The organism is Streptomyces sp. NPDC002788, from assembly GCF_053592115.1.
In genome coordinates this window covers 514726-534153 of the sequence record NZ_JBSFVB010000003.1, presented here as the reverse complement: position 1 = coordinate 534153, position 19428 = coordinate 514726, and the positions used below count along the sequence as shown (strand labels likewise).

The window sequence follows — 19428 nt, the reverse complement described above, 5'->3', positions numbered from 1 at the left end:
TCCCGACCACACAACGGCACCTGCGGAGACCGCCACCGCCACCGTCTACCAGCGCATCGTGACCACGTTCAACGAGCACCCCGGGAAGGTGTTCCGCGTCCGCGATCTGCACGAACACCTCAGCCTGCCCACCGACGAGCCCTCGATCAACGTCACCCGCTCCCGCCTGGGACGACTCGTCCGCCAAAGACTCCTCGAACAACCCGGACGCGGCCGCTACCAGAAACGGACTTAACGCCCTCTCAGCGGCGTGCCAGAGCATCCCGAGGCCGCCGGCCGACGTCGGTGTTCCGTCGTCGCTCGGTTCGAAGGCGCCCGGTCCCCGCTTGCCTCCATGCCGACAGCGACGCGGCCGTGCCGTCGAAGAGCGGCCGCTAGCCGTTCTCCGGCCGGCAGTCCGCCTCGACGGCGCCGGTGGCCCACTGGATTCCGCCCAGCAGGTGCTGGCGGACGGCGGGTTCGGCGAAGTGCTCCTTGCTGTGGCCGACGCCGGTGTAGAAGGAGCGGCCTCCCTGGTAGTTCTGGCACCAGGCGATCGGATGGTCGCCGTTCATGGTGCCGCCCCAGTACGAGGACTCGTCGAGGGAGGCCAGGACGCGGACCCGTTTCCGGGGGTTCGAGCGGAAGTTGTACCACTCGTCGGTGCGGTTCCAGGTGGTGGGCAGGTCAGCGGTCGCCGGGTGGGCGCGGTCCTCGACGTGCACCGTGGCACGCATCGGCCACCACGGATGCGACTCGAAGTAGGCACCGACGAGCCCGCCGTAGAACGCCCAGTCGTACTCGGTGTCGGCGGCCGCGTGTATGCCGACGTAGCCCCCGCCACTGCGGATGTAGCCCTCGAAGGCCGTTTCCTGGGCGGCGTTCAGGACGTCACCGGTCGTGGAAAGGAACACGACCGCGTCGTAGCGCCCGAGGTTGTCGGCCGTGAAGGCTCCGGCGTCCTCCGTCGCGTCGACCGTGAAGCCGCCCGTCTCGCCGAGCTGTTTCACCGCCGCGATGCCGGCGGAGATCGAGCCGTGGCGGAAGCCGGCCGTCTTGGAGAACACCAGCACCCGTGTGCCGTCCTGCTTCGCCTGTGACACGGCCGGTCCCGAGAAGCAGCCCAGGAGCACGGCCGCTCCGACGAGTGATGTCGTCAGTCGGTTGATCGATCGCATGCTGTGTATGTCCCTCTCATCCGGTGGTGAATGTGAAGTCGAGTGGCGACCTCTGCGTACTCGCTCCGAGCTACGCGAGCGATGATCACGCCCATACGGGCCAGACGGTGAAGTTCTCCAGCTGCGCGGGGCCCCCGGCGGGGAAACCCGGCCGGTGTCCGATGCCCGGGAACACGACGCCCTCGCCCCAGCCCGGAACCGCCGCTGCCGGCCGGGGCGGTGGCAGCGGCGGGCCGACAGCCACGGCGAGGAAGTCCGCGAGTGCCTGGTCGTCCATCAGGACGGTGAGAGGAGCGGGGGTGGTATTACCGATTGCGGAACAGTCGGCCGAGCTCCATCGGGCGTCCGGCGAACCGGACCCGGATACGTTCGTCACAGCGGACATGGGGTGTGGTCTCCGTCGAAATGGGGGGTGGGGAGGCCGCTGGAGCGGAGTGTCCGGAGACGCTACTTGAGAGTTCACGCTCACAGGTCGACTGCCGTGAACCGTGGGGATTTCCCTACGGCTTGATAGGAACTTGCGGCCGGACGGTTCGCGACGTCGAGGTCGAGGGGATGAGCGTCAAACGCGCGACGAGGTGCCGTGTGCAGCGGGCGATTCACATCAGTCTTGCTCGCGCCGCCTCGGCACTGCCGGTCAGCCTGGCGTCGAGATCCTGTCCGGCATGGGCCAGGAAGGCGCTGTTGTGTCTGATCGGCGATTCCGGCACCGGCGGGGCTGTGCTCGCAAACACGCCCGACTTGGACATCCGAACCAGCCGGCGGAGCGCAGAGCCCGCTCACACCCGCTTCCGCCCGCCGTGCTTCGAAGCTGTGCCCACGGTGTGCCCGTGAGAACGGACGGCTTCGACGCTGGGAGCAGCGCACCGGCGGCCGGCTCGTCGAGTTCGCCCTGCGCTTCGCTGTGGCCGGCAGCCGGTGGCAATGCGTCAAGGGACGGTTGTCCGACCTGGCGGCCCTGGTCCCGCCGCCCCTGCGCCCCCTGCGGCTGGTGACCACCGTGTTCATGGTGGTGCGCCGCAACGCCTCCGCCGGGCCGGGTCCGGCTGCGTCCGGGCACCTACGTGGCGGCCTGCACGGCTCTGCTGCTGCTCCTCTCCAGCCTGAGGATCCTCTCACTGCCGGCCAGCCCCCGCACCGGCCCCGAGCCGTTTCCCACCGCCTGTACGGCCTCGCTCACCGATCTCTCCAGAACTACGGATCTGTCTGGCCGTCGCTCCAGCCGACGACAGTCGCCGGACCGGACTCGGATCGAACTCCTAGAGCGGCGGTCAGCCGTCGGGGGGCCCGGGCAGGGGACGGGAGGTCTCCAGGCGCAGCACGAGTGCACGGAGGGCGCGGAGTTCGGCGTCCAGGGCCTGCGCGCCTTCGCGGGTCAGGGCGACCCACGTTCGGGGGCGCCGACCGGCGTAACCCTGCTCCACGGTGATCATTGCCGACTCCTCCAGCACCTTCAGGTGCCGGGAGAGGTTTCCGTCGGTGACGGCCAGTTACTTCTTCAGGAAGCCGAACTCGACCCGGTCGGCTTCGCGGGCAATGGTGAGGACGCCAAGCCGCACACGCTGGTGGACGGTGTCATCCAGCGCCTGGGTGGGATGCAGTCCCGCTTGGTCGTCCTGCGCAGCGATCGAGTCCTCGACGCTCATGAGACGACCGTATCCGCACCGGCGACACCGGGCGCGCCCCGACGGCGGATCACCGCCCACGCGCACAGACCGGCGAAGAGCAGGAGGGCGGCGAGCAGGAGGGCCTTGGCCTGCGGTCCGTCGGCCCAGCCGGGCTCGGCGGGGTGCTGCCAGGGGAGCCAACCGCTGCCCCAGGGGGCACCCAAGTACCCGGTGAGCAGCAGGGCGTGAGCGGTGCCGGCCGCTGCCGTGATCCAACTGCGTTCGGCGATGCCGAGGGCGAGGAGACCGATGCCGACCAGGTGCCACGGGGAGGCGTAGCGGTTCTCCAGCAGCACGGCTTCCCACGGCTGAGCACCAGAGGGTCCCTCCACGGGGCAACGCCTGGCAGGCCGGCCAATAGCCCGGAGACACACCAGCGACTTCTCCGCTCGCAGTTCGGGACGACGCCCCCCAGGTCATGAACTCGGGGATTTCTAGGGTTCTTCATGGTCCAGAGACCAGGAGCCGCCGGCGGCCGTAGTGACGAAGTGCAAGAAGTACCGAGCCTCTGCCCGGCCGGCCTTGAGCCCCTTGCGCGATTCAGGTGTTCCCCTCCCACTCCCCCGAGCGCGGCAGTGTCCCGCGACGGCCACCTCGGCATCCAAGCGTTTTCAGCCAGTGAGGGCGCCCAGGCAACCTCAATTGGCATGACGTGCACGGGGATTGACGTAGAAATCGCTTACCACCTACGGTCCTTCCGGAATCGCGGACACCTTTCGGAATCTCGAACGTCTGGCGTCGTTACGCGCCCTACGAGAACAAGGAGTCGAAGCGGAATGGGCCCACAGCGAAGACTCGGCTGGCTGTCGCTCGCCGCGGCAACCACCATGGCACTCGCGGCCGGAGTGATCACCGCTCCTGCCGCCCACACCGCGGACGATCCCGTGGAGGTCGTGGTCGACGGGGACGACGTTCGCGCCGAGAACGTGAACGGTTTGACCTACAAGGGCCTCGGCGTGCTCAGCTGCAACAGCACGAGCAACCTGCTGATGGACTACAAGGCGGAGCACCCCGGCCGGTACTGGCAGCTCATCCGCGTGCTGTTCGGTGGGAAGAACCCCCTGATCAACCATGTCAAGGTCGAGATGGGTTCGGACACGAACACGTCGACCGGTTCCGACCCGGCGACCATGCGCACAGCGGACGAACTCGCCGACGCGTCGCGCTCCCCGGGCTTCCAACTGGCAGCGGACGCCAAGACGGTCAACCCGAAGCTCAAGGTCTCGATCCTCCGCTGGGTCATGCCCCGATGGGTCCAGAACGAATGGAACAAGGGCACCGGCTCCGACGAGATGTACAAGTGGTACAAGGAGACGATCCTCGACGCGTACGAGAAATACGGGTACATGGTCGACTACGTGAACCCGGACACGAACGAGACGCGGGATCCGGACGAGGCCTTCATCAAGTGGTACAAGAAGGCGGTTCTGGCCGACACGGACTTCGCCGACCCCCGCTACGGAATCCCGGCGAAAAAGCGGGAGCAGGCCGAGAAGGCCTACCGCAGCATAAAGATCATCGCCGCCGACGAGAACACCACCCACAATATCGGGCCGTCGATGCTCAGCGACGCGGAACTCTTCGGCATGGTCGACGCGGTCGGCTACCACTACAACACCGATGACCGGCGCGACGGGCCCGTCGGCAGCGACACCCATCTGCCGTACACCAGGCTGGCGACCGGTGAGAACAAGTACGGCGAGGACAAGGAAGTCTGGTACAGCGAGGGAGTCGGCTCCTTCGGCTACACCGACTACCGCGTCAACAACACCGAGGGCCCGAACGGCGCGAGCACCGGTATCGGCGGCGTCCAGAGCGCCCTCGATCTCGCCAACCGCTCCGTCAAGAGCTACGCCAACTCGAAGCGGACGCACTACATCTTCCAGCCGGCGATCGGCTCCTTCTACGAAGGCGCGCAGTACAGCCACAAGGAACTCGTCAGCGCGCGTGACCCGTGGTCGGGCCACCTCCACTACGACGCGGCCATCTACGTGATGCAGCACTTCACCCAGTTCGCCAAGACCGGCTGGGAGAACGACACGAACACGGCGGGCATCTGGCGCACCGTGCCGGAGGCCAGTTACAGCGGGGTGAGCGGCACCGAGAACGTCGACGGCTCGAACGGGGCCCCGAGTTACATGACGCTCGCGGACCCCCGCAAGAAGGACTTCTCCACGATCGTCGTCAACGACAGCGACCAGCCCAAGACCTACCGGATCAAAGCCGAGAACATGCGCCTCGGTTCCGACTCGACCATGGAGATCTGGGAAACCCGCGGACCGGACGCGGGCGAGCCCTACGCCGCGAACTTCAAGCACCTCGTCGACGAGATCCGGCCCGGCGGCGCCGGGTACTACACCTACACGGTCAAGCCGAGGTCGATCGTGACCTTGACGACGCTCGACAAGAGCCACGACAGGGCGACGAAGGAACGCCTGCCCGAGTCGTGGGACCGTACGGTGCTGGACACCGACGCGACCGGCAAGAAGCAGAACACCCGCGACAAGGTCCTGTACGCCGACGACTTCGAGTACGAGGAGGAGGGCAGGGTCCAGGTCGGCACCGGCAACGGCGCGCACAAGACGTCCCAGCCCTACCTGAGGTCGCGCGGCAACCAGCCTCGCTACATGGTCGACCAGACCGGCGCCTGGGAAGTCGGTGAGGACGCCGGCGGCGACAACGTCCTGTACCAATACATGGACCAGTCCATGAAGGACACCGGCGCCTGGTACCGCCACACGCCGAACACGACGGTCGGCGACTTCCGCTGGGAGAACTACCGGGCCGCGGTCGACGTCTCGTTCCCTGACCCGGCCGGCGGACTCGCCGCCCTGGGCGTCCGTCAGCAGAAGGGCATGGCGATCAGCGACGCCGCCTACAACGTGCGCATCGCACCGACCGGCGCCTGGACGTTCTACGAATACGGCAGGGCCGTCGAGTCGGGAACGGTCGCGGCATCCGACGGCTACCGCCTCGCCATCGAGGCGAAGGGCGCGACGATCACGACCTACATCGACGGCAAGGCCGTCTCCACGTACCAGGACCCGACTCCGCAGACCGAGGGCCGCGTCAAGCTCGGAAGCGACTTCCACAAGACGGCGTTCGACGACCTGAAGGTCGAGAAGATCGACGGGTACACGCCCTACGCCCGCGCGCAGCTCGACAACATGGACAGCTCGGTCACCTACGCCGGCACGTGGAGCCGGAAAGCCTCCCTCGGCGACGCGATGGACTGGTACCGGTCGACGTCGACCGGCACGACCGCCGGCTCGTCGTTCACCGTCCCGTTCACCGGCACGGGCATCGACATCATCGGCGGCAACGACGGCACCGCCGTCCTCGACGTCTACGTCGACGGAAAGCTGATCGCACGGGACGCGAAGACGGCCGCGACCGACAAGCGCCTCGCGACGTACGCGCTTCGCGGTCTGCCCGACGGCGCGCACACGGCTTGGTTCGTCCTCAAGTCCGGAAAGATCGTTCTCGACGCGTTCAACGCCATCTCCGGGGACGTGGACCGCACTGTGGACACGTCACCGATCCGGGACGCCCTGGAGAAGATCGGACGTCCGGAGCAGGCGGACTACACGGCCGACTCCTGGGCCCTGTTCGCCTCCGCGTCGTCGGCGGCGAAGGCCGCCGTGTCGGGACGGCAGAAGGGCCTTGACGCCATCGGCGTCGAGCAGATCACGGACCGGCTCGAAGAGGCTCACGACCGGCTGGTGCGCAAGGACGGCACCGCCGCCCAGTAGGTGCCCTGGGGCCTGCGGGCCAGTAGGTGCCCTGGGCCCGCGGGCCCCGCGCGTTCGCCGTAATGATCAAGGGGCCGTATCGGATTCCTCCGATACGGCCCCTTGTGCGGGGGCGAGTCGCCGTCCACGGGGCTCGGCGAACCGCGCCCGCACATACGACACCGCTCGCCCACCGGGCCGCCGGACAGTTTTTGTTATGCACCGTTGCGGCGCGCGTCTCCTTGGTACAGGTCCGGAGAAGAACCAGGAGACAGTCGATGGAGCAGGCCACCACAGACCGTTCGCTCAGCCGTCGCGGGATGCTGAAGCTCGCCGGTGCGGCCGGTGCCGGCGCCGGTGCGATCGGGGCGGCCACGGGGACCGCGTCAGCCGTGCCGACGGCCCCGAAGGGCGGGTTCGCCCACCCGGCGCTGCTGCACACGCAGGCCGACTTCGACCGGATGGCCGAGAAGGTCAAGGCGGGTGCGCAGCCCTGGACGGACGGCTGGAAGCGGCTGCTGAGCAGCCGGGACTCGGCGACCGACTACCGGCCGCGGCCCGTCGCGACCGTCATCCGCGGTGGCGAGGACGCGAACGTCCACCTGCTCTTCCGGGACACCGCCGCGGCCTACCAGAACGCCCTGCGCTGGAAGATCACCGGGGACGCCCGGCACGGGGACAAGGCGCGGGACATCCTCAACTCCTGGTCGGCCACCCTCAAGGAGCTCGGCGGGAACGCCGACCGGTACCTGATGGCGGGCATCCAGGGGTACCAGCTGGCCAACGCCGGCGAGATCATGCGTGACTACGACGGATTCGACCTCGGCCGGTTCCAGTCCATGATGGTCGACATCTTCTACCCGATGAACGACCGCTTCCTGGTCAACCACAACGACGCCGTCCCCAGCAACTACCGGGCCAACTGGGAACTGTGCACCCTGGCGTCCATCATCGCCATCGGCGGGCTCACCGAGGACCAGGCCAAGATCGACCGGGCGGTGGAGTACTTCAAGAACGGCGACGGCAACGGCTGCGTCAAACGGGCCATCCCCGTCCTGCACGAGGAGGCGGACGGCGTCGTCCTCGGGCAGTGGGAGGAGAGCGGCCGTGACCAGGAGCACACCATGGCCGGTGTCGGCTGGATGGGCGCGCTCTGCGAGATGGCCTGGAACCTGGGCGAGGACCTGTACGGGTACGACGACAACCGGTTCATGAAGGGCTGTGAGTACGTCGCCCGCTACAACCTCGGCAAGGACGTGCCGTACACCTCGTACTCACGCCGCATGGGCCGGCGCGTGGCGGGCCAGGCCGGAGTCCTGCACACCGAACCGACGATCAGCGAGCAGGGCCGGGGCAGCACCCGCCCCATCTGGGCCCTGATCCACAACCACTACGCGGTGCGCCGGGGGCTGGACGTACCGAACATCACGGCCTACAAGGACAAGCTCACGCCCGAGGACGGCGGCGGGCTCCGCGGCGGGGCCGGCTGGAGCTACGACCACCTCGGCTACGGCACGTTGACCTACACCCGGGACCCGGAGGACGTCGGCGCGTCCGCGCCGGGCGCCGCACGCCAAGCCAAGACGGCGGACGACGCCTCGGGCAGCGCGGCAGGCGGCGGGACGCGCCCGCAGGGCGGCAACCCCCACGATCTGGCCGCCACCGGGGCGGACGGCGTCCTGGCCTGGTCCGCCGCCGGGGCCTCGGCCCTCCTCGGGGGTCTGCTCCTGCTCCGCCGTCGCGGGCGCGGAGCGAAGGCGCCTCGATCCGACGCGTGATCCGCGGCGCCTGAGCCAGGCCGGGCGGACGGCCTCGGCGGCCTCGCCTACGCCTACGGAGTCGACGTCGAATGACAACAGGTCCACAGACTGCCCGACTCGCCGAAAGCTTACGGGGCCATGATCACTCGCCCCATGGCAGCTCCAGCCCAAAGTCGCTCCGCCGACCGCGCGGCTACCATCCCGAGCAGGGGGGGCTCTTGGGGATTGTGGTCTGTGTCGGGTTCATCACTCTGGCCGGGTACATGGTGCGGAGCGCCGTCATGGTGTGGCGCGACCCCCACCGGGCGCGGGCGGAGGCCGACGGGTGGGACCGGCTCGGCAAGCGTGGGGCCTGGGCAGTCACGCGCGGCATCGTGCCCGTCGCCGCCATGTTCACCTGCCTGGCCCTCATGATGATCTCAGCTCTCGGAGCCGAGACCTGGAGCACCGTTCGCGGCCCCCTGGAAACCAGCGGGACCGTGTTCTTCATCCTGATGTTGGCCTGCTGGGTCGTGATCGCCTCGATAGCCGTGTTCAACAGGCCCAGGTTCCTCGTACCGCCATACCTGCGCGATAGACGCCGCCTGTAGCAACGAATGGAGAGCAGGCAGATCCGCGGGACCACCATCGGGCCATCAGGCCGGGAGAAGGGCATCCGTACCCCACCCGTGCCCGATCACGGGGCGCGGCAAGGGGAACAGCGGGGAGTCTCGGCGAGCAGCCCCGAAACACGCAGGTCAGCGAAACCGCAGGTCAAGGACAACCCGCATACGCGATCTTCCAAACTAGCGACGGCTCGGCGCGAAGTCCGGGCCGTCTCTGGGCCGTCCAAGGTCAGCCAACGCCGACCAACAACGACAGAAGCCCACGGCATCTGAGCTGGTCAGGGCCGTGGGCTTCTTCAGTCTTGCTGGTCAGCCAGACCGGTGATCAGTACACCGGCTACTGAGCGCGCTCAGTGGAGCTCGACTCGCCCACTGAGACTCCACCGGCCCTGGTCGTGCCTGCTCTCCAGCCAGTACGGCGATGCCTGAGGAACCGCCCTACTATCACCCCGTGCCGGAGATTTGGATAGGCCTTGATGCTGGAGCCCGACGCCGTAACTGGTGGTGGACAGCAGTCCTCTCACTGATCTTTGCTGGCATGGCTGTCGCGGTGTATTTGAGCGCCCAGGCAAAGCCGGACTCTGCGGCGGCGGAGCCCTGGTGGTGGGTGGCCGCGATCGGAGCAGCATGGTTGAGCGGGCTCTTCTACATGATCAACCGCGGTTACGGCAGGACCCTCCTGACGTCTCACGGCATGAAGTTCCATACTTTCGTCAGTAGGCGTTCGATTGCGTGGAGCGAGGTCACAGGCATCGAGAGGAAGAGCCATGCAACCCGCAGCGGCGAATGGTGGGAAGTACGCGTGCAACGGGTCAGTGGGCGGTCGCTAGCGATCCCCGGGGTCTTCACTGCCCGTCGGTACGACCCGTTGTTCGAGCGCAACCTGGCCATAGTCCAGGAGTACTGGTCGCTCGCCCAGCAGTGACCCGACATCAGTGGCCGAAGCCAACAGGCCCGGACGGGGCCGACCGACACGGGAGTGACGGCAGCGCTGACGGCAACGACGGCGGACGGCGACGGCGTTCAGCGGCCCGGCACGGTGCCGGTGTAGGCCGACCGGGTCGACCTACCAAGGCTTGCCCGCATCTTCTAAGCGCCCGCCACGCTGAGCTAGCTTGGGCACGCCTGACCGTGGCCTGGCATCGCGTCTGGCTGTGAGCCGAGGTTGGCCCGTGTTGACCGACAGCGGCAGCCGACGCGACGCGGGATGCCCGAGCCCAGGTCAAGGCGTGAGTTTTGCTTGAAGCCCTTCATCTGTGAAAGGCAGGGATTGTGGGCGGTGGTTGGGTGGGGTTACTGGTTGCCGTCGTGGGCGTAGTGGGCACGCTAGGAGCGGCACTGCTCACGCAGAACCGCGCAGACCGTACAAAACGCCTGGAATTGCAGGCTGCTGCGGAGCAGCGACGCGAAGAACGCCAGCACGCCGAAGCGCTGCTGCAGGCGGAGCAGGCTCAAGCACGCCAGCGCGAGAGCCTTGAGTTGAGGCGCAAGTGTTACATCGACCTGAACACCGCTTCCCGTCAATTTCTGACGGCGATGACCAACTACCTGCATGCACTGCGGCACAACGTTGACGTTGACGCATCGCTGGCACAACTGGAGACCAGCCGATCCGCCTATCGGGACAGCTATTCGGAAGCCCAGATGATTGCCCCGCGCCCGGTGCTACATGCATCCAGCGTTGCCAAGACCCGGTTGAACACCGCATACGGAAAGATCAAGCAGCTCGGTCCATCCCTCTCCGGATGTGCGGCCGAGCTGCAAGCTTTAGAAGACGAACTGCATCAAGAGGTCTGGCCATACGTGGGGGAGCAGAAAGTGGCCATGCGAGCCGACTTGGGCATCGAATCCGCCGAATAGCGCAATGTTGATCGAGTGTTCCCAGCCCAAGGTCACCTACTGACCCACCCTCCAGGCAGCCGAGTACGACCAGGCGGAGGGACTGCAGTGAGCGCAGCAGTACAGCAGTGAAGTACAGCAACACCGCAACCACAGGCGGCCGCCAAGGCCCGTCAGCGACCGACTGACCAGTCCTCCGGTCCGCAATGCCACCCGGCCCCTTGAGCATCAGATGATCAAACCGGACACCCCGCGAGAACGACGTAGCCCTGGCGGCGTGGCCCACCGGTGGGACCTGCGGCCCCGCCCATGGTCACGCTCCGGGGTGCAGCCCGAGCCAGCCCGTCGTGGGGTCGCCCTTGACCTCGCCGAAGTACAGGGCGAACGTCTGCTTCCAGCGCTCCACTTCGGCACGGTCGGCCATGAAGCGGGGGAAGCCGTCGAGGTGGGCGTTCGGGTACTCCCAGATCGGCTTCAGCCCGCCCGCGGGAGTGACATCGGTCCGTACCGACCAGCCGAAGCGGGCTGCCTGCTGCCGTTCGGCGGACAGCACCCAGTTGATGTAGAGCTTGGCCGCGGTCGGGTTCCTGGCCTGTCTCAGGACCGCGAGGCGCTGCCCCCAGGCCACGAACGGATGCCCGTCGGCCACCGCCCACCGCACGGGCTGCGACGCCGACGCCGCCAGGGACCCCGACCCGCCGACACCGATCGCCGCCTGGCCGCCGCTCACCGCGTCCTCCGGGAAATCGGTGCCCCGCCCGAACCGCACGTCCTGTGCGGCCAGCCGGGCCACCCAGTCCCAGCCGTACCGCTCTGCGTACAGCGTGTAGAGATACAGGACCGCGTCGTCGTCATGCGGGTACGACGAGGCGATCTTCCCCTTCCACTTCGGGTCGACCAGGTCGAGCGGAGTGCGCGGCGCGTCCGAACCGACCGCTGCCGGGCCGTACATGAAGCTGAAGCCGATCACCGCGCCCGCCACCCAGGCGCCCTGCGGGTCCCGGAAGCGGTGGTGCAGCTTGGAGAACCCGGCGGGCTTGTAGGGCAGCAGACGGCCTTGCTCCTTCCAGCGCGCGAAGTCGTGCAGAGTCTGCAGCTGGACGAGGTCGGGGACGAGGCTGCCGGTCGCGAGCTGGTTGTCGACACGGGTGCCGTGGTACTTGCTGTAGTCCACGATCAGCGTCATGTCCATGCCCGGGAAACGCCGCGTGAAGCCCGCCTTGACGGCGTCCAGCTGGTTCGGCGTGTCACCGCCGGCGTAGAGCACGAGCTTGCCGCCCTCGGCGAGGGCGGCCCGGTACAGCTCGTCGAGCGTCCTGGTCTCCTCGGGGCCGGAGGCGTGCCGGGGCGTGGAAGGAGAGGCTGTGGCCGGAGAGGCTGTGGCTGGAGCCGCGGCGGCGCCGAGACCGAGGGCGGCACCCGCGCCCGTGGTGAGGACACGTCGCCTGCTGAGGAATCTGGACATGTAGGAAAGACCTCTCTGCTGGGGGAAGCATGAGACCCGGCGCCATGGGCACGGGCCACAACCAGGGCGTATGCCGAGTGCAGATGGCGCGTGGTCCCTACGGGGTCTCGGTACTCGGACGGACCGCCGGACGTGGTGGCGATCCTGCCGCTGTTCGCCACCGGCAACGAGCCACTGCTTTCCCTACGAGCGGTGTTCCTACGACTGACAGGGACAGGCTATGGAGAGGGCAGAGCAGGAGTTTGCCCGGTTCGTGCGAACTTGGTCCGGTTGACGTTGGCGGCGAGCCCCACCGCCGGATGCCGAGCCCACACCGAACGCCACCGCTTCCTCGCCCTCTACGGCATCACACGATCAACCGGGCATCCGAGAAAAGCGCAGGGCACTGGCATGCTGTCAGGGCGGGTCGGCATGTGCTGGCGGAAGCGTGGGCGGCGGCACGGGTTACCGGCCCGGCCCGCAGACCGAGGCGCTGCGGCAGATCGTCGGCCGGAACTACTACCGCGACGCGGCAGGCCGCCTGCGCCGGCGCACCGCCGACGACGGCGGCCTGCCGCCCTCCTCGTCGGCGATCGTCTCCCCCTACGACACCACGGCGCGCTACGTCCGTCACGGGCACATCATCAGATGGAAGGGGTTCTCGCCCTACCGGGACGCCGAGCTGGAGCGGCTGCACCTCTACGGCCGCTACCTCCTCAACCGGCTGCCGCGCCGGGCGGACGGCGGCGTGGACATAGGCGAGGTCGACCTCAGCCATATGCGGGTCGAGAAGACCGGTGAGTACGACGTCTCCCTCACCGCCGAGGGGCCGACGATGATGCAGGGCTTCGGCGACGGCTCGGGCGGTGCGCACCCCCGACGCCGTCCGCGTGGCGCTCGCCCGGATCGCCCCTCACCGCCTGGACGACGGCTTGCCGGGCAGCGGCTCGACGCGTGGGACATCCCGTACGACTGCGACACGCACCACGCGCTGACGCTGCTCGTCGCCGAGCTCACGCTGGGACTGGCACCGGCGCCCCGACGGACCTGGCAAAACGGTCTGGGCGGAGTACGTCATCCCGGGCAGAGGTTGACCAGCCGCAGAAGCCTCCCACCGTCACCCTCCCCGGTGGGCGACCAGGGCGTCGCCCCGTACCCGACGGACCTCATGGGCCCGGACGATGAGGCTCCGATGTTCCACAGTGGTTCGGCCGTGGACTGGGATCCGGGACGCGGCGACTACCTGGAGGGGTAGGGAACTGCCGCCGATGTATTGAGCGGTAGTGACCTTCGGTGAGTATGAGTGAGCGTCCCCGACCCACACCAGCCCCGTGACCAGCACCTTCAAGGTGGAATCAACTACATGACCGTATGCCGTTCACGGCATACGAACCGGCACGGTCAGCACCGTTGTGCTCAGCGTCAGACTCGACGTCTCGTTGTCCGGGCGCCAGGTGGGGGCGTCGCCCTGGGTGAGTTCCAGCCTCAGCCGGTGTCCTGACTGGAGTTGCCAGCCGGCCGGCCATAGTTCGAAGGCGAGTGGCAGCACGTTTCCCGGTGAACCGGTGACGCGGTAGACGGACCGGGTGATGAGCGTCTGGGTACCGCTGACCGGGTCGATGTCGAAGAGTCGCGCCGCGAGTTCGGCGTCGGTGCCCTGGAGGGTGGCGGTCACATGGACGACGGGGGACCCGATGATGGTGCCGGGCGAGGGCGGGTCGAAGGTCCAGCCCGCCACGCCCGGGTCGGACTGGGCGGACGTGGTGCGGCAGCCGGAGTTGGCGATCGGGTCGAGGGCGGTGGCCTCCGTACCGCCGGGGACGGAGCTGGTGGTCACCGCGCCGGTTGAGCCGGTGAACGTCCAGGTTCCGGTTGCCAACTGGGAGAAGCGGTTGGCGGTCAGGATCGCGTTCGTCTGACCGGGTACACAGGCGGTGGTGTCGAGGGTGGTCCGCGCAACGGGCGGCTGCGAACCGGCGAGCACGGCGTCGAGCCAGCTGTTGGCCTCGTCGTTGGCCGCCACCCATATCTGGTGGGGATTGTCGGCGTACGAGTGTCCGAGGTCGCCGTAGAACGTCCACACCGGATAACCGGGGTCTGCTGCTTGCAGCTTGTTCACCATCTGCGCCGTTTGGACGGCTGGGAACAGTGGGTCGGTGGTGCCCTGGATACTGAGCACGGGCACCCGGGCGGAGGCCGGCGGGACGGGCATGTCGTACGGCGAGCGGTAGTCCGCCAACTGCTGGATCATCTGGTTGACGGCCGGGTCGTTCCCATACGGCTCGCCCGCGTTGATCCGCGCGTTCCACCCCGGTATGTCCGCGGTGGGGTCGTCGGCGGCGTACTGCCCGTACTGCGTGCCGAGTGCGTACAGACCGTCCAGGTAGCTCTCCTTCCCCACGCCGATCGGCTCCTCATGGGGCCCGTCACCAGGAGCCCCTGACAGGCCGTCGGAGGCCCTTCCGTTGTCGATGAGGGCCTGTGCGAGGTCCGTCCAGGAGTACTGCGGGACCGCGGCGGCGAGATGGAGCGGTACCCCCTTCGGTGAGGTCCAGGGCACCAGGGTGCCGTCGGTCCGCATCACCTTGTCCTGGGACATCGCCAGCAGCCAGCTCTGGCCGCCCCCGTAGGAGTCACCGGTCGTCACGACCTTGTCCGGTGCGGCGACACCGGCGTCCACCAGCAAGCCCGCGAGATACTGGGTGTCGTGCACCTCCCACCGGCGGTCTGCGAGGTGGGTCCAACCGGCCCGGCCCGCGCACGCCGGGGCGGTCGCGTATGTGTATCCGGTCGCCGGGTCCTTGCCGCAGGAGCGGTGAAAACCCCGTGATGTGAAGTTCAGGACGGCGAAGCCCCGGCCCGTGAACCAGGCGTTGTTCCAGTGATACGTGTTCGCGTCGTTGCCCGCCAGGGCGGTCGACTCGAAGTCGGTCTTGTCGCTGCCCCAGCCGTTGAGCATGACCATCAACGGCAGCCGCCCTGAGGTGCCCTGGGGGACGGAGACGTCCACGTCCAGCGGCGTGCCGTCGAAGCTCGGCACAATACCGGAGCACACGGTGTAGGGCCTTCCGCCGGACGGCGACACCGGAGCCGAGACGGTGAGGCCGAGCGGGCAGGCTGTCATCGCCGCAGCGTCCGGCGAGGACGGACCCGCGACACCGAGCACGGCTGCTGCGGTGGACAGGACGGCGAGAAACAGACGCCTTCGTAGCGCCACAGCAACTCCTTCACCAGGACCCCGTCAGCGAGTGCAGCGATCGTACTGGTGAGTAATCTCGGTGGCCATGCCCCGGAACCAGCAATTGGCAAAGACTTTTTCCGGTCGGATTCATGTCCCGGGGGCGGCTCGTACAACGCGGTCGTCGGGGTCGGCGACATCACGGACGACGGCAGGCCGGACCTCGTCTCCCCCGACACCAGCGGCAACCTGCGGCGCGACAACGGGGAGGGGACCGACTACGGCAGGAGTTGCTCGGTCCAGATGCATTTGCCCTGGGAGGTGTAGCGGGTCCCCCAGCGTTGTGAGAGGGCGGCGATCAGCTGGAGGCCTCGGCCACCTTCGTCGGTCTCACGTGCGCGGCGGATGTGAGGGGTGGTCAGGCTGCCGTCGGTGACCTCGCAGATGAGCGATCGGCTGCGGATGAGGCGCAGCCGGACGGGGCCTCTCGCGTGACGGATGACGTTGCCGACGAGCTCACTGGCTATCAGCTCCGTGGTCCACACGAGGTCGTCCAGCTGCCAGTCGGTGAGCTGTTGTCGTATGTGGTCGCGGGCTTGGCCTGCGGCGACCGGATCCTCGGGAAGCTCCCAGCACGCCACGTCCCCGGCGTCGAGAGCGTGCGTGCGGGCCACGAGCACCGCGGTGTCGTCGCCGGTCTGCTCCTTGACGGGGAGGAGAGCGGAGGTGAGCGCGGTGCACAGCTGGTCGAGATGCCGGGCGTCGGCATCCCGGTCGGCGATCGTCGCGCCCGGATCGCGCCCGTCGGGCAGCTGGGCGTTGGCGAGCGTGTCGGCCAGGCTGGCCATGCCGCTGTCGATGTCACGGAACGCGGACTCGACCAAGCCGTCGGTGTAGAGCACGAGCAGGCTGCCTTCGGGCACCGTCAGCTCCACCGTCTCGAAGGGCGGCGTGGCCGCGCCGAGCGGTGGGTTCTGGGGCAGCTGCGGGAAGTGGACGGCGCCGTCGGGCTGGACGAGGGCAGGTGGGGGGTGTCCGGCCCGGACGATGGTGCACACCTGGTCGGTGGGGTCGTAGACCGCGTACAGGCAGGTGGCGTAGAAGTCGTCGCCGAGGTCGCTGACCAGGTCGTTGAGGTGGGAGAGCAGTTCATCGGGGGGCAGTTCGAGTCCCACGAGTGTGTGTACCGCGGTGCGCAGGCGCCCCATCGTGGCGGCTTCGGACAGTCCGTGGCCCATGACGTCTCCGATGACGAGCGCGACTCGCTCGGCGGACAGGGGGATGACGTCGTACCAGTCGCCGCCGACCTCCAGGCCCTCGGTGGCCGGCATGTAATGGGCCGCGGTGGTGACGGCCGGCAGGGAGGGCAGGAACAGCGGGAGCAGGCCCCGTTGCAACTCCTGGGAGCGAGTGTGCTCGGCGTCGTACAGACGGGCGCGTTCCAGTGCTTGGGCGACCAGCCCGCTGAGCGCGGTCAGCAGCGCTTGGTCCTCCTCGCCGAAGCGGCGCGGCCGTGAGAAGGAGATGACCAGGCAACCGATGGGACCACCGGAGACGATCAAGGGCACGTACGCCCAGGCATGCTTCCCACCCGTGAATGCGAGATCGGCGACCTCCGGGTAGCGCTCGCGGAACTCCCGCCTGGAGACGAGGTACTGCGGGGCGCGGTGGTGGACGGCGTCGGTGAACGGGCTGTGATCGGACAGGCTGATCGTGTCGGGAATGTTGCTCAGGAACTCGTGAGAGTACCCGGCGCTCCCCGCGACCCGGAGGCTCTCGCCGTCCACGAGCTGCACCAAGAGGCCGGTGGCGCCGAAGAGGGGCAGGACGCGCTCTGCGACGGTCTCCACGACGTCGCTCACAGCGACCGACTCGGCCAGCGCCGCGGTGAGGCGCCCGATGTACGTGGTGCGCTGGGCTGCTGCGCGCTGGGCTGCCTCACGCTGCTCGTCCGCCTGCCGCTTCTCGGTCACGTCGGTGAGGTACACCGTCACACCGTCCGGCGCCGGGACCAGACGCAGGTGGTACCAACGCCGGCTTGTCGGCCACTGGACGTCGAAGCCGGTCGGAGCGCCCGCGGCGACCGCCTGCCGGCAGCGGTCCTCAAGATCGGGCACTTCGACACCGGGGACGTCCCAAAGTACGCGGCCGAACAGTTGCTGCGAAGGGCCGAGGAGGCGCTCGGCGTGGAGGTTGACGAACTCGATCCGCCAGTCGGCATCCACCGTGAGGAAACCGTCGCTCATGTGCAGCAGGGAATGGGCGACCGAATCCAGCGCCGCCCGCTTCTGGGTCGTGTCCCACACGGTGCCCACGAAGCGAGCCGGCTCGCCGTCCTCGCCGAGGACGACCTGGGCGTGGGCCTCCACCCAGACGACGGTGCCGTCCGGCCGGCACAGCCGGTACTCCGCCGCGTACTCGCTGCGCTGTCGGACGGCCTGCTCGACCGCGGCCACGACGCGCGGCAGGTCGTCCGGGTGGACGAGCCCCACAACGGTGTCGACCCGTCCGTCGAAGGTCTCCGGGTCGATACCGAGTATGGCCAGCGTCGTCTCGTCGTAGACCACGTCGCCGGTGCGCAGGTTCTGGTCCCAGCGGCCGACGCGGACCGCCTCGCGCGCGTGCTGGAGCCGGGGCCCGGCCAGATGTTCCGCGTTCCACCAGGCGGGGCCGAGGCTGCCTGTGGAGGGAGCGGGACGTGTCAGACGCTCGCACACCCACCGTGCGAGCGTCTCGAGGAAAGCCCGCTGCGCGACCGAGGGAACGCCACACACGGTCACGACCGAGAGCACTCCGAGCGAGCTGCCCTCTGCGGCGAGCAGCGGGACGGCCACGATCCCGGTGCCGAGGGAAGGGGCGCGGGCCCGCGTGTCGGTGGTGGGCAGCCACACGAGCGCGCCGTCCCGCAGGGCCCGGACCGGCGCGGTCTCGTCCTGCCAGCCGAGGGACTCCCACTCCCGGGCGAATTCCCGGGGCAGTCCCCCGGTCGCCGCCAGGTGCAACGGCCGGCTGTCACCGGGTATGCGCAGGTGAACCATGCCACCCAGCCCACCGAGATCGGCCACCGCGTGATGCAGCGCGAGCTGCAGCGCCTCTGCCTGGGTCTGCCCGTCGCCCATGTTCCCGAGTACGCGCATCCGTGCGGCTTCCGGCGCCAGGGCCGCTGTCGGCGGGGCCTGACCGAGCTGTTCGTCCGTGGCCATGTTGATCACACTCACCGTCCCGCTGGGCGGGACGAAATTTACACTACTACCCGTTCATACGAGCCGAATAAGTGCTATGCCCCTATCATCCCATCCCCCCAGAGATCTCCAGCGTTCCGAGGACAGGGAGATCCACCGCCGGTGAACGCCGCGCATCCCTGATCGCCACCAGCGTCCTCGCCCGCCTGCTCCACAGCGAGGCCGAAAGGTGCCGGGTGGGGCCAGGCGGCAGCCACCGACCCGTACGCCACCTGCCCCATCACCGAGCTGGAATTCTTCACCGGCCGGGCGCTCCAGTGGTACGGCCCGACGCCGGCGAGCGAGCCAGGGCGGAAGGGCCGTGCACGCGCGAAGGCTCCCCGGACCGGTGTGTCGGCAGGAGGGGGCCAGGCCCCTGCCGGCATGGCCGGGGGCCGTGCCGGAGTCGATCCGGCACGGCCCCTGGATCCGGCCTCAGGTGCACGAGCTGTGGACCTCGGCCAGGTCCTTCTCCCGCTGCTGGAGTGTCGGTACGAGGGACTTGCGGAAGGCCAGTTGGTCATCGAGGTACTTCGCGACCGCACTCTCGCCGGCGGCCTTCGCCGCGTCGGCCCGCCTCTCGAGCTTGGCGATGGAGCCCTTCCCTGATCCTTCCAGCCGCTTGAGCTTCTTCTCGATCCGCTGCTCCATCTTCGGAGCGCGCTTGCACAACTTGTTGGTGCCGTGCTTTCCGGCCGTGGCGGCCGGCTTGTGCGCCGGGGACGCGCCGGCGTTCTCCGCCACGGCGGTGCCCGTGACGCCCAGTAGGGCAGCCACCGCCACGCCTATGACGACGGTCTTCCTGGCTCGCATGAGGTGTTCCTTC

The 19428-nt window shown here is 68.5% G+C and carries 13 protein-coding genes and 3 pseudogenes; 7 read left to right on the top strand and 9 right to left on the bottom strand.

The window, feature by feature from the left end; all coding sequences use genetic code 11:
- Positions 1-235, top strand: a pseudogene (locus ACWD1U_RS09040) (hypothetical protein); the annotation flags it as partial.
- 12 nt (positions 236-247) lie between these two features.
- On the opposite strand, the pseudogene ACWD1U_RS09035 reads toward ACWD1U_RS09040, so the two are convergent.
- From ACWD1U_RS09035 to ACWD1U_RS09015, 5 genes and pseudogenes are all read right to left on the bottom strand, one after another.
- Positions 248-1157, bottom strand: a pseudogene (locus tag ACWD1U_RS09035) (ThuA domain-containing protein); the annotation flags it as partial.
- A gap of 85 nt (positions 1158-1242) precedes the next feature.
- Positions 1243-1434 (bottom strand): hypothetical protein, encoded by a 192-nt coding sequence (locus tag ACWD1U_RS09030; RefSeq protein WP_451105765.1) that lies wholly within the window; start codon positions 1432-1434, stop codon positions 1243-1245.
- Positions 1435-2428: 994 nt separating this feature from the next.
- On the bottom strand, positions 2429-2647 hold the full coding sequence (locus tag ACWD1U_RS09025; RefSeq protein WP_451105803.1) for a transcriptional regulator: 219 nt from the start codon (positions 2645-2647) through the stop codon (positions 2429-2431).
- The gene (locus ACWD1U_RS09020; protein ID WP_451105763.1) at positions 2648-2803 is read right to left on the bottom strand and encodes a hypothetical protein; all 156 of its coding nucleotides are present in this window, start codon (positions 2801-2803) and stop codon (positions 2648-2650) included. It lies immediately after the preceding gene.
- Positions 2800-3156 (bottom strand): hypothetical protein, encoded by a 357-nt coding sequence (locus ACWD1U_RS09015; protein WP_451105761.1) that lies wholly within the window; start codon positions 3154-3156, stop codon positions 2800-2802. The genes ACWD1U_RS09020 and ACWD1U_RS09015 overlap by 4 nt, the downstream gene beginning before the upstream one ends.
- A gap of 444 nt (positions 3157-3600) precedes the next feature.
- On the opposite strand from ACWD1U_RS09015, the gene ACWD1U_RS09010 reads away from it, so the two are divergent.
- From ACWD1U_RS09010 to ACWD1U_RS08990, 5 genes are all read left to right on the top strand, one after another.
- The gene (locus ACWD1U_RS09010; RefSeq protein WP_451105760.1) at positions 3601-6576 is read left to right on the top strand and encodes a GH59 galactosidase; all 2976 of its coding nucleotides are present in this window, start codon (positions 3601-3603) and stop codon (positions 6574-6576) included.
- Positions 6577-6833: 257 nt separating this feature from the next.
- Positions 6834-8333, top strand: a complete 1500-nt coding sequence (locus ACWD1U_RS09005; RefSeq protein WP_451105758.1) for an alginate lyase family protein — start codon at positions 6834-6836, stop codon at positions 8331-8333.
- A 200-nt stretch (positions 8334-8533) separates the two neighbouring features.
- On the top strand, positions 8534-8905 hold the full coding sequence (locus tag ACWD1U_RS09000) for a hypothetical protein (RefSeq protein ID WP_451105756.1): 372 nt from the start codon (positions 8534-8536) through the stop codon (positions 8903-8905).
- Positions 8906-9458: 553 nt separating this feature from the next.
- Complete coding sequence (locus ACWD1U_RS08995; protein WP_451105754.1) at positions 9459-9845, top strand: hypothetical protein; 387 nt, start codon at positions 9459-9461, stop codon at positions 9843-9845.
- A gap of 362 nt (positions 9846-10207) precedes the next feature.
- Positions 10208-10780: a hypothetical protein gene (locus tag ACWD1U_RS08990; RefSeq protein ID WP_451105753.1), complete on the top strand. Its 573-nt coding sequence runs from the start codon at positions 10208-10210 to the stop codon at positions 10778-10780.
- Between the two features lie 292 nt (positions 10781-11072).
- Here the strand turns inward: ACWD1U_RS08990 and ACWD1U_RS08985 are convergent, their stop codons facing one another.
- The gene (locus ACWD1U_RS08985; protein WP_451105751.1) at positions 11073-12224 is read right to left on the bottom strand and encodes an ABC transporter substrate-binding protein; all 1152 of its coding nucleotides are present in this window, start codon (positions 12222-12224) and stop codon (positions 11073-11075) included.
- A gap of 643 nt (positions 12225-12867) precedes the next feature.
- Here ACWD1U_RS08985 and ACWD1U_RS08980 point away from each other — a divergent pair.
- Positions 12868-13074, top strand: a pseudogene (locus ACWD1U_RS08980) (hypothetical protein); the annotation flags it as partial.
- Between the two features lie 507 nt (positions 13075-13581).
- Here ACWD1U_RS08980 and ACWD1U_RS08975 read toward each other — a convergent pair.
- The 3 genes from ACWD1U_RS08975 to ACWD1U_RS08965 form a co-directional block, all read right to left on the bottom strand.
- Entirely contained in the window at positions 13582-15420 is a 1839-nt protein-coding gene (locus ACWD1U_RS08975) for a CocE/NonD family hydrolase C-terminal non-catalytic domain-containing protein (RefSeq protein WP_451105749.1), read from the bottom strand.
- Between the two features lie 239 nt (positions 15421-15659).
- Positions 15660-18584, bottom strand: coding sequence for a SpoIIE family protein phosphatase (locus ACWD1U_RS08970; RefSeq protein ID WP_451105748.1), 2925 nt, complete (start codon positions 18582-18584; stop codon positions 15660-15662).
- A gap of 453 nt (positions 18585-19037) precedes the next feature.
- Positions 19038-19415: a hypothetical protein gene (locus ACWD1U_RS08965; RefSeq protein WP_451105746.1), complete on the bottom strand. Its 378-nt coding sequence runs from the start codon at positions 19413-19415 to the stop codon at positions 19038-19040.
- Positions 19416-19428: the final 13 nt, after the last annotated feature.